Below are 11,661 nucleotides of genomic sequence, written 5' to 3' on the forward strand. Positions count from 1 at the left end.
ATCGACACTGGACGAAGAAGACAGGCCAGGTCGTTCACTCATTCATGCCGAAGCTAACGTAAGTTCTACACAGCTTCACACTTTGATCATTTGCTGTAATAAAGTCCATTAACCCGCTAACCAGTCCAATATCTTGGAATGGGCGCGAGTAAACAGAAGCCTATATTTGTTAACAACACACTACATAATTACAATTGTATATTAGAGCGTAACCCAGCCATATTTGATCGAGTTGATAACCGCTTGCGTACGATCGTCCACTTCCATCTTCTGCAGAATACTGCTGACATGGTTTTTTACTGTCTTTTCACTGATGAACAGGAACTCACCAATCATTTTATTGCTCTTACCTTCAGCCATCAGACGCAACACTTCAGCCTCACGACGAGTAAGCGGATTGTTGTCGCCAGCGACAAATTTAACGCCTGCCTCTTTCGAAGCCCCCTCGCTCATTGCCCCTGTCTCATTAAGATACGTCATACGACGCAACTGCATGATCAGTTTGCCCGTTACTTTAGGGTGGATGAATGCATGACCTTCATGAACGGAACGAATCGCATTAATCAGGGACTCGGCCTCCATGTCTTTCAACAAATATCCGTTAGCGCCTTTACGCAGCGTCTCGAACACGTAGCTCTCATCATCATGAATAGACAAGATAATGACTTTGACATCCGGGAACAGCTCTCGCAATTTCTCCGTTGCTTCAACCCCGTTTTCTACCGGCATATTGATGTCCATCAATACGATATCCGGTTTATCCTGATTACAGAATTCGAGCACCTGAATTCCATCGCCGCATTCGCCGATGACCTCAATGTCGTCCTCCATATTTAAAATGCGTTTCAGACCTTCACGGAACAGCTGATGATCATCAGCCAAAAGAACTTTAATTGATGCTTTACCAGTATCACGGTTTTCCATCCTGCTACTCCTTTCCCTTATCCACGTTTGTCGGGATATGAATCACTATTTTGGTTCCTTGATTTTCCGCGGATTCGATCTCTATTCTTCCTTCTAACAGTTCAACCCGCTCTCTCATCCCAATCAGACCGAAGTGGGTATGATCCTTGCTCTTCTTCGCAAGAAGCTCCGGTTTGAATCCAAGCCCATTGTCCTGCACGACAATTTTGACGAGCTGAGCCTGGTATGTAATTTCCACTACAACATAAGTGGGATAAGCATGCTTTGCAGCATTGGACAGACCTTCCTGCACGAGGCGGTAGATCGCTGCCTCCATTGCGGAAGACAAACGATGTTCCTTGCCTCTCGTTTCAAAAAGCGAGCGGATTTTTGTTTTTTCTTCAAAATCCTGCACGTACTTCCGAAGCGTCGGAATCAATCCCAGGTCATCCAGTGCCATAGGACGCAAATTGAAAATAACTTTTCTCATTTCTCCAAGACTCGAACGAACCTGGCCTTTCAAATCTACTATTTCGGCCTGGACCATCTTAAAATCCTGCTTTATGAGCATTCTTTCTACAATTTCCGTCCTAAGCACTAGATTTGCGAGCATCTGTGCAGGTCCGTCATGGATCTCACGGGCAATGCGTTTCCGCTCTTCTTCCTGGGCCAAAATTATTTTCAAACCAATCATTTGTCGATTTTTGGCGGATTCAATAATACGGGTCACTTGACCCAACTCACCCGACAGATACTCCAGTACAACCCCCATCTGGGAACCGATCGTCTCGGCGCGCTCCACCGAAGCTTCCACATTTTTGGCACGCTTCTGCAGATCATCCCGACGGGCTTTCAGATACATTTCCTTTTCACGGTAAATCATCAGATCCAGCTGTAACTGCGTCGCTTTTTCATACGCCTGCTTGATATCATGCTCGGAATAACGGACGAAGTCACGGCTAACCTCGGTTAGCCGGATCCGGGAGCGGCGGTAGTTCAGCTCCAATTGATCTACTTTCTCGATCGTTTCCGCCGTCTCCTTCAGAACCGACTTCAACTCCTCGTTCAGCGTTTTCAGCTCATTACGGGTTGAGTCCATAATCTCAAACATTTGATATTTACTGTTTTCCATGACTTGAATGGCGTTTTTTATGACGCGGTCTATGGCATCGGCTTGTAAATCCACGTTTGTTCGACTCCATTTCTATCGTTTCCGGTATATATCATACCATATCACGATGAGATGGTAACGGTCTTCGTGTTCTGTTCCCATTTTACAGTCAGTCCAAGCTGCTCCGAAACGAGTCTGAGAGGGACTAAAGTCCTGCCACCAGATACATAAGGTGCGACTGTTGCGCTTTGTCTTTTACCATTAATAATGAATTCTTTCTGACCTACAACCAGATCGATTAGCTTACCACCACGCACAACAGTAATCCGTTGATTTCTGCTGTCCCAGCTCGCCTGTCCGCCAAAAGCATCCAATACATGCTTGATTGGAACATAGGTTGTTCCATTTTTCAGCACAGGTGCGGCGTCGATTGCCTTTTTCGTTCCGTTCACCGTCATGGATTTCTGTCCAAGCACCAGCGAAGCAGTTCCTGTAGGCAACCCTACTTCACTGGATTTGGATGGCATGGTGAAAGCAATGTTGTCAAAAGCAACCGTGCCTGTCTTCGCACGCTCATCCTGACCTTCTTCCACATTCACCACATAAACCCGTTTCAGCTTCGCCGGATAAGCAATGTTCAGCCCATTCAGGTCCACGTTCAGCTTTTTCCAACCGTCCCAATCAATTGCTTTAGCGAGGTCGGCATAAACTGTTTTGCCACTGGCATCAGTAAATTCAGCACGCAGCCAGTTCAGGCTCTTATCTCCCATAACATCCATCGACATGGATGTAGCTGTCGCAGATACCTCTTTGCCAGTGGAACCGTTCAGTTGGGCATAAGCATACATTTTACCTATTCCCGCGGTCATGTCATAGCTCAGCTGCAGCACCTTGGAGCCCGCTTTTTCACCTGTTCCAGCTGTCACGGAAGCCGATCCGGTTACACCTGCTGCGTTGGTGGTGAAGTTGATCGGGTAGCTTACATTTTCGAAGTTCTCCCATATCGTTTCACTTGCCGCAGCGGAGAGCACAACCACCGTGCTGTAACCGTCGTAACGACCGATTGCATAACCCACCTGAGCACCGGAATTCACAGAAGATACAGTTAATTGGTCTGCAGCCACTTTACCTTTGAAACCGATAAATTCCCATGTCAGCGAGTCCGCCGGAACCGTTACACTTTGTCCGTCTTTGGTCTTCGCCGTCACCGGAATGGAGATCGTTGTGCCCGCTTGGAGCGATCCCAAGCCAGATCCTGCTGTCAGTGAAGCCAGTTCACTGCCACCCAGCACGGTTACTTTAATGGAAGATGAAGCACCGTTACTTGTTGCGGTCAGCGTCGCTGTACCTGGTTTCAAACCTTTGATCGTTCCATTACTTACACTCACGATGCCGTTGTTGCTCGATTTCCACGTCATTTTGATATCGCCTGTCGCAATCGGGTTATAGTAGGTGTCGTATCCTTTGGCTGTATATTTGCCCTCTTGCCCTACCAGCAACGTTTGGCTGCCACTCACGGCAAAGCCCTTCAGCTTGCCTTCCGGCGCCGTAGAGAACACGCCCAGCGTGTTTACGACCTGACGCTGCTCTGTACCGTACTCCGTATTGAACGTAAGTCCTGCTGTCTCCTCGCCGAGCGGACGAGTTACCATCGTTGTGGAGCCGCCTCCGTCCAGATTCATGCCTTTCCATACACCAATGCTGGTCATGAAGGATTGCAGTTCAGTCAGCGACATGCCGCTGCTATTACTGTTTTTCTCCGCTGCAATAATGTAGACATATCGACCATCCTGAGAATACCCTACTGCCGTTCTGGCACGAACACCACCGATCCCGGAAGCTACAATATCGCGGGAAAACGTTGCCGCCTTGCCACCATTCACCAGAATGGTATGACCACCAATCATCATCTGCAGTTTGCTCGGATCAACGGATTCTCCAGTTGTTTTGGCTTTTAGCTTGTAATCCGCATTCAGCGTCTGCCCAACTGCGAGGTGAGTCATAATCCATGTCGCTGCCGTTCCATGCGCACGCAAAATATACCCATCTTCCGGCACCGTCATGTCTAACGCCTTTTTATCGGAAATCTGGGTAATTACACCGTTCTGCACAAGTACCTCAGTTGGTGTGGTAGAAGGATCATTAGGCCGCTTCGTGGACGTCCAAGCCGGTGTATAAATATACATCGAATTGGCATGGCTGTACTTCACCGAGCCCGATTCGACCGTGTAATCCTCCTTATTTATCCCACGCAAAGCAAACGTTGAACCATCGTCTGCCTTCACCGTGCCATCGAATGAATATTCATCAATCATCGGCTTGCCGTCCTTGGTTACGGTGAGGGCATACATGCCTGACAATTCCGATGGTGTAGACACGAGGACCCCATCCGAGACCTGTCCACCAATCGGTGCCAGTTCCCCGGATACATTAAAGTAATCGCCGTTCACAGCGGCTACTGCACCATTTTCCTTGGCCATGCCACCCGTGCTTTGTTTACTGTTCAGATTGCCGCCCTTGCCTGTCATGACGTCCAGCTTCACATAAGGATTCTGCAAATCCACTTGAATGACGTCCGCCAATACGTTCACCTTCGAGCCGGAACGTGTTGTTGTATAACTGTATTTCATCAACTTCGCACCCGAAGTCAGAATTTCTTCACTTAATTTGCTTGTCGTTGTAGATGCCGCAGCGGCTACTGACTGCCATGAACTTCCCGACCACACCTGTTGTCCCGCTCCCAGAACCGGTGCAATCCAGATCACGCCTGCCAGCGTCACAATCGCCCATTTCTTCGCCTTGCTACCCTTAACGTCGTTCAGCCGTTTCCCTTGTTTCCCCAGCATGTTTGAAACGTCTCTCCCATCTTGTATATCAATCTTAGATATCACGATCTCTACCACGTGGCAGCAGATAGCGAGATTTCTAGTATACTCTTCTATTAATAGACTACTTTTTGTGGAAAAAGTTACGCCTGTATCCTATATTAGCACTCAATCATTAGAAGATTTGGATACCACCCCAAGGAAATTCTTTCTCTCGTATGTATATTCTTGATTCTTTCATAAAGCTTATAACGACTTATTTATTTTCTACGCAAAAAAAAGAAGCATATGATCCAGACTCACATCTGCTATGCTTCTTCTTCAGAAATGTAACATTTTTTATTTTTACATATATCCAATTCGGTTAAGCATACGTTTTAGCATTACTGCCGCTTGGACTTTTGTTGCTTTTTGAAGGGGACTGAATTCTGTTGAACTAACGCCTTGAACGACCCCTGCCTGAATTGCCTTGGCAACCGCATCTTCGGACTTAATTTCCTTTTTATCCTTAAAAGGAGATAATATTTCTTTCTTAGATGTTTGAAGATATACAGGTTGTCCCACATAATCCATCGCCCGAATAATCATGATTGCCATCTGCTCCCTAGTAATCAAGCTATCCGGTTTAAATGTAGTTTTATTGACTCCAGAAATAATGCCAGCTTCTGCTGCCGCACCAATATAAGCACTTGTCGGACTCTTGGCTTTAACGTCACTAAACCGTTTGGCGGCTTCAAGATTCCCTTGAAGACCTAACCCTTTAGCAACCATTTCTGCAAATTCACCTCTGGTGATCTTCTGATTAGGTTTGTATAAAGACAAATCAGTGCTAATAATCCATTTTGAGGCCAACTCATTAATTGTATTATATGCCCAGTACTTTTTATCCGGATAGTTGACCAAATGAGTAACTGGAGCCACAGTTTGATTACCATTTAACAACCCTCTAGCTACTATTCCAGTTGATGTACTTCTATATGCCGTTGGCACATAAGAGAGTGAGTTTGTGCTGGAATCAACAGCTGTAAATCCGGTTAAAATCGTTGAAGTATTGCCTGGTAATTTTATAGAATACTGACTCTTGATATTTTGCTCCACATTTTTTCCGGTATTTCCATTGTATAGAGTGATATATATATCTGTTGCATCTGCCAAACTTTGAGCGTTGGACCGTGATAACATATATTCCAGGGTGCCTGAAGAAAGTTTAGGAACAGACTCCAGTTGTACGTATAGTACAGAAGCACCCGGAGAAGTCGTTATGCCCGCACTTTGTCCCATGGATACCAGATTCAATTGTGACAAGGGAATACTCCATATACTTTCTTTATACTTTATGCCAATTGTGCCTGTTCGGTAGCTCGCAGCGATCTGAGACAACCTGTGGAAGGGAATTCCTACATATGCATTCTCTTCAGTTGCTGGAACCTCAAACAATACAGGTTGACCTATTTTTTGGATTGAAGACGCGTAGTCAAACGCCTGCCCAAGCTTCGTCTCATCAATGATATATTGTCTTGATGAACGATTATTATGCGAGGTCGCACTTTGTACTGCTGCCGTATCGCTACTCATTACAAAAATAGCTTGCCCAAATCCGGATTCCGCTGCGCTCCATTCAGTGAGCCAAGAAGGACGTCCCTCCACCCCAGTACTCCCACCGGTAGAATTGGAGTCTGTGCTTTGCTGCAATGTCAGTGGACCGAATGTCCCTACTTCAGCATTCAGTGCATTTCTGAGTGCAACTGCACCTCCTGCTGTGTAGCTAACTGTACCCGTTTGTCCTGCTGCTAATGCAGGCACTGATCCGGATAACTTCAGGATAACAACAGTGCCTGAGGCAGAAGCGGAATTAACGGTGAAATTTGTGCCGTTGAGCTGTACCTTGAACTGTGCTGGAGACAAAGATGCCTCTGTTTTTAATCCATTTCGGAAGTTAATCAGCACAGTATCTCCTTGTAACACACCAGACAAGATGGTTCCGTTCCCATATGTATATGTCACGGGAACCAGTTCCAAATAGCCTGCGTGGTTACCATTCATGTCTGTGAGACGATTCGTACCTGGAACGTAAGAGAGTGTCACAATCTGTGCGCTTGTCACAGGTGATGCCAATGTTAGCGTCACAAGATCATCCTCAATTTCCAGATCCTTAACGAATACGGCTTTTCCATCTACCAGTACAGAATACTGGCTGTTTAACGGCTTGTTTAATCGGTTTAACGGTTCGTTATAGTAAATCCAGAGCTTATTGCCACTCACCTCAGCATTCTGAAATTCAGGTGGCTTCGTATCTGTACTGTTTCGCACATAGAACCCGCTAAATCCTGCAAGTGCCTGCCCTCGGCTATCCTTTATCGGCCACTCAGTAGGCTGATAAGCCACACGAACAACTTCTCCATTCGTAATCGCACGACTGAGGTTAAGAGTGACAAGTGAACTAGTATTGGTAGACATACTACTTACACCCACTGGTGCCCCGTCCGCAGACACACTAAATTGTTTGTATGCCTCACTTGAATTGACATATACCGTTTCTGGATAATAGAGACTAATCGTATTCGTATATGCCGTGCCTTCGCGTGGCTTCGACATGATGGAATCCAGACCGTTTTCCACATCTCTTGCAGAAAACGCTGCTGCTGCATTAAGTGACAGATCTTGAATTTTACGTGTCCCAGTTCCGGGAGTGTAGGCTATTCTCACTACTTGTCCCACCGCTACACCAGTATCCAGGACAACATACACGCTATCTCCCGAAACATAAGATGTACTTACATTTCGATTCTCTCCGTTAACCGTGACTGTGAAGCTTGAGGAAAAGGGATCAAGGCCTGAGAGTAACTCGTCATACGTCAACCGAATGATCGTATTACTGTACATCTTCGCTGTCTTAAGTACAGGAGCCGTTGTATCCAATGCCAGTGTTCTGAAGGACCACGAGCTTGCACCCGTCAAGCCTGTAAAGAGATTACCGGATTTGTCACGGAAAACATTAGCCGGAATATCTATAGAATACGTGGTGTTACTCATCAGACTCGTTTGTGGAATAATACGTAACTGCCTATTGTTCGAACTGTTGATGAGAGTGGTCGCCGTCACAGTTCCCCCATTGGTATTCTTCAAAATCGCTGACCCGGTATAAGCGGTATCCAGTTCTTTGTTGAATGTTAATGTCAGTTCACTGGTGAGCGATACTCCAGCTGCTCCATTTGAAGGAGACAGGGATGACACAGTTAATGCTGTCGGATCAGAGATAACATTGAATCCCCAATCACTTCGCTGTATTGAACTTATATCATTCCCCTGTGTATCTCGGAAAAAACCTTCCGGTACAGCTATGTATATCGTACTATTATTACTCCAATTCCTCGCTGGATCAATGGTTACCGTCGTTCTGTCAGCGTTAAAACTAATCTGAGATGAATTCGCATCAATCTCTTCGAATAAGGTATTACCTTGATAAATTTGCATTTTTCCTGCGCCATTTATTACAGCTCGATTATATGTAAGCTGAATATTCGCAGAAGGAGATACACCTGAAGCAGCATTAACAGGAGTTCGTCCCACAAGTAAGGCTGTAGCAATTCCCTCTGTATGGAAAGTCCACTCCTTGTTTAATCCCACAAAGCGCTGATTATCCGCATAAACAAAAGACTGACCACCCACCATGACATATAAATTACCATTAGGTAATGACTCAGATGGTTTAATATTCACCATTTTTCCAAGTTCCGGATCTGTGTTTATATTGTCTGGAACAATAGTAACGTCACTACTATTTACAGCAATCTCTGCCACGATGGAATCATCCTGGACTCTTCGAATTGTAATTGTCTCTTTAGAATTTGTTACTTTCTTAACAGGGTTGATGAATTCAATCACTAGTGGTGCCGAGGTACTTACATTCGTAGCATTTACTAAAGGTAAAGTCGCGCTAATACCTTTCCCCGCCAGATCTTCAGCAGCATATGCAGGCTCCATTCCCAACCATCCCGTGAAGCAGCCTTGTGTAATTAACATCAGAATCATTAGACTTGCTAATCCCTTACGGGCCATATTTTTCATAAACACCCATCCTTCCCCCTCAATCTGATTTTTTCCTAATGTCTGATATACAGACCTCATTATGTATGTCGGTCATATCGTAGTTTTTTTTTAGCTAAAAGGGAATAAAAGGAATATTAATCTAGTCTATTGACCCTTTCAGTAATTCGATATTTGAGTATGCAAAAAGCCCCTGATTCCTTATCGGAACCAAGGGCTTCTATTGATGACTGTATCGTTAACTTACAGACCTGCTTGCTCTTTCAAAACGTCCGCCTTGTCCACTTGTTCCCAAGGAACATCCAGGTCTGTTCGGCCGAAGTGACCATATGCAGCTGTTTGTTTGTAGATTGGGCGACGCAGATCCAGCATACGGATGATACCAGCTGGACGAAGATCGAAGTTGTTACGCACAAGCTCAACCAATTTCTCTTCGCTGACTTTGCCTGTTCCGTATGTATCTACGTTGATCGATACCGGGTTGGCTACACCAATCGCGTAAGCGAGCTGGATTTCCACTTTGTCGGCAAGACCTGCAGCAATAAGGTTTTTCGCTACATAACGAGCTGCATAAGCTGCGGAACGGTCTACTTTTGTTGGATCTTTACCGGAGAACGCACCACCGCCGTGACGTGCATAACCGCCGTAGGTATCTACGATGATTTTACGTCCAGTCAAGCCTGCATCTCCTTGAGGTCCGCCAATAACGAAACGTCCTGTTGGGTTGATGAAATATTTAGTCTGCTCATCCAGCAATTCAGCTGGAACGACTGGCAGGATTACATGTTCTTTGATGTCTTTTTGGATCTGCTCTAATGTGGTCTCTTCAGCATGCTGAGTAGACACGACGATTGTATCAACACGTACCGGTTTGTCACCGTCGTATTCAATCGTTACTTGAGTTTTACCATCCGGACGAAGATATTCCAATGTACCGTTTTTACGCACTTCAGCCAAACGGCGAGCGATACGGTGAGACAATGCAATTGGCAAAGGCATGAGTTCAGGTGTTTCGTTGGTTGCAAAACCAAACATTAGACCTTGGTCTCCAGCACCAATATTCTCTGTTTCACGAGCCATTTGTTCCGGGTCACGGTTCTCCAGAGCTGCGTTAACGCCTTGTGCAATGTCAGCAGACTGCTCGTTAAGAGAAGTCAGAACTGCACATGTATTGAAGTCGAAACCGAACTTGGCACGAGTGTACCCAATTTCCTTAATCGTATTACGAACGATGGACGGAATGTCCACGTATTCAGACGCTGAACTGATCTCACCGATGACAAGCACAAGGCCTGTAGCCACGGAAACTTCGCACGCTACACGAGCGTTTGGATCATTCGCCAGGAACGCGTCCAACACGGCGTCCGAAATCTGATCGCAAATTTTATCCGGATGTCCTTCAGTTACAGACTCCGATGTGAATAGATGTCGGCCTTTAATAGACATTGAAGTTTCAACCTCCCATAACCAGTAGTATGGCGATTGCCCGAACAAAACATTTACGTTGATTCGTTCACTGTACCCTCGAAAGCTTTCCGGGCGGAATAAGGACGCAGGGTCCGCAGTTACGAAGATAAGGATTTTTCAGGTAATGGCCTCAACAAAAAATCAACCTTTCCCTAGTGGAAAAGGCTGCGTACCTCAACTGCCATCTTAACGTATTTGTCAAGACGTGTCAAACAAATGGGGATAAGGAAAACACCCTATAAGTGCTGCTCTGCCTGGCGAATCAGCCTTTTCGTAATCTCTCCACCGACCGACCCATTTTCACGGGAAGTCAGATGGCCCCAGCCTTTATACTGGCCATAGGAGTGATCACTCACCTCACCCAATTCAGAACCAAATTCGGTATCTGCACCAGCAAGACCTCTACCTCCATATCCCACATTCAGACCAAACTCAGCAGCAATTTCATACTTCATCTGATCCAACATCTGACGACTTTCCGGCACCACTTTGCTGTTTCTTCTAGCCATGATCCCTGCACCTCCGGTTTTGGTTTTTTACAGTTATAGAGTGAGCAGGAACAAGGCTGGCTAGCCGTATTAATGTTTGTTAGAACTGGGTAATCTGAGCAAATGAAAAGTATAACTAATGAATAATTCCTTTAAAAGCTACAAATCCTATTTCAGAGTATATCCACCACGAACCATTACAGTTAAGCTGTATTTGTTTCCTTCCAATACCGTGATCCCTCGTCCATCCCTTGGAAAAGAGAGCAGGTGATTGGTCGGCGCTGCCTGTCCATTTGTCAGGTCAATCCCGTCCGTCAGATCCGCTACACCATTCGTACCTTCACTGACGATCACAGCTTTACCGCTACGTACAATGAACTCCGCGCCAGACTTGCCGATTAGCTGTTGACCTGGCTTCACGGTTACGATCTCAACGGCATCAGATGCGCCTGATACCAGTGGAGGAAGCGAAGTATCTCCACCTGTGCTACCGGAGTTCCCGGTTCCTGTAGAGCCGGAGTTATTACCGGATGAGTTACCAGAACCTGTGCTAGCACCGCCACCCAATGCCTTTTGAATCTGTTGGTCTACATAACTCTTCGTTACAACCGGATCGTCTGCTGTTCCTGGCTGGCTTGTACCTGCACCGATGGCTGTATTGCTGTATACCGACCCGACCCACACGCCAACACCAATCGCGAGCGCTGCAAGGGATACTTTCATATAAGGTTTCATGTGAATCATTTTCCTCCTCTGGTAATCTATTAACTTTAACTATAGAGAAAAAGTAGGGATGCGACAAGCAAAACCTCGTTTCCGT

Annotated in this window: 7 protein-coding genes; all 7 read right to left on the reverse strand. The window is 45.9% G+C overall.

All coding sequences use genetic code 11. The features are described 5' to 3' along the window. Positions 1 to 201: 201 nt before the first annotated feature. Entirely contained in the window at positions 202 to 924 is a 723-nt protein-coding gene (locus tag Q0V21_RS18935) for a response regulator transcription factor (RefSeq protein WP_024631627.1), read from the reverse strand. A gap of 4 nt (positions 925 to 928) precedes the next feature. Continuing rightward, positions 929 to 2,089: a sensor histidine kinase gene (locus Q0V21_RS18940; protein WP_024631628.1), complete on the reverse strand. Its 1,161-nt coding sequence runs from the start codon at positions 2,087 to 2,089 to the stop codon at positions 929 to 931. Between the two features lie 47 nt (positions 2,090 to 2,136). Then, on the reverse strand, positions 2,137 to 4,860 hold the full coding sequence (locus Q0V21_RS18945; RefSeq protein ID WP_301880099.1) for a stalk domain-containing protein: 2,724 nt from the start codon (positions 4,858 to 4,860) through the stop codon (positions 2,137 to 2,139). 324 nt (positions 4,861 to 5,184) lie between these two features. Next, positions 5,185 to 8,907 carry a SwmB domain-containing protein gene (locus tag Q0V21_RS18950; protein ID WP_301880629.1) on the reverse strand — a complete coding sequence of 1,241 codons (3,723 nt, stop codon included), beginning with the start codon at positions 8,905 to 8,907 and terminating at the stop codon, positions 5,185 to 5,187. 222 nt (positions 8,908 to 9,129) lie between these two features. Continuing rightward, positions 9,130 to 10,332, reverse strand: a complete 1,203-nt coding sequence (gene metK, locus Q0V21_RS18955) for a methionine adenosyltransferase (protein ID WP_024631631.1) — start codon at positions 10,330 to 10,332, stop codon at positions 9,130 to 9,132. Positions 10,333 to 10,589: 257 nt separating this feature from the next. Beyond that, positions 10,590 to 10,862, reverse strand: coding sequence for an alpha/beta-type small acid-soluble spore protein (locus Q0V21_RS18960; protein ID WP_079350342.1), 273 nt, complete (start codon positions 10,860 to 10,862; stop codon positions 10,590 to 10,592). Between the two features lie 147 nt (positions 10,863 to 11,009). After that, on the reverse strand, positions 11,010 to 11,576 hold the full coding sequence (locus Q0V21_RS18965; protein WP_301880100.1) for a hypothetical protein: 567 nt from the start codon (positions 11,574 to 11,576) through the stop codon (positions 11,010 to 11,012). Between the last annotated feature and the right edge of the window lie 85 nt (positions 11,577 to 11,661).

The organism is Paenibacillus sp. 11B (assembly GCF_030487755.1).
GTDB lineage: Bacteria > Bacillota > Bacilli > Paenibacillales > Paenibacillaceae > Paenibacillus > Paenibacillus vandeheii.

Excerpts from the sequence above, each read along its gene's own strand:
- Q0V21_RS18935 (WP_024631627.1), bottom strand. The coding sequence starts at position 924 with ATGGAAAACCGTGATACTGGTAAAGCATCAATTAAAGTTCTTTTGGCT.
- Q0V21_RS18945 (WP_301880099.1), bottom strand. The coding sequence starts at position 4,860 with ATGCTGGGGAAACAAGGGAAACGGCTGAACGACGTTAAGGGTAGCAAG.
- Q0V21_RS18950 (WP_301880629.1), bottom strand. The coding sequence starts at position 8,907 with ATGAAAAATATGGCCCGTAAGGGATTAGCAAGTCTAATGATTCTGATG.
- metK (WP_024631631.1), bottom strand. The coding sequence starts at position 10,332 with ATGTCTATTAAAGGCCGACATCTATTCACATCGGAGTCTGTAACTGAA.
- Q0V21_RS18960 (WP_079350342.1), bottom strand. The coding sequence starts at position 10,862 with ATGGCTAGAAGAAACAGCAAAGTGGTGCCGGAAAGTCGTCAGATGTTG.
- Q0V21_RS18965 (WP_301880100.1), bottom strand. The coding sequence starts at position 11,576 with ATGAAACCTTATATGAAAGTATCCCTTGCAGCGCTCGCGATTGGTGTT.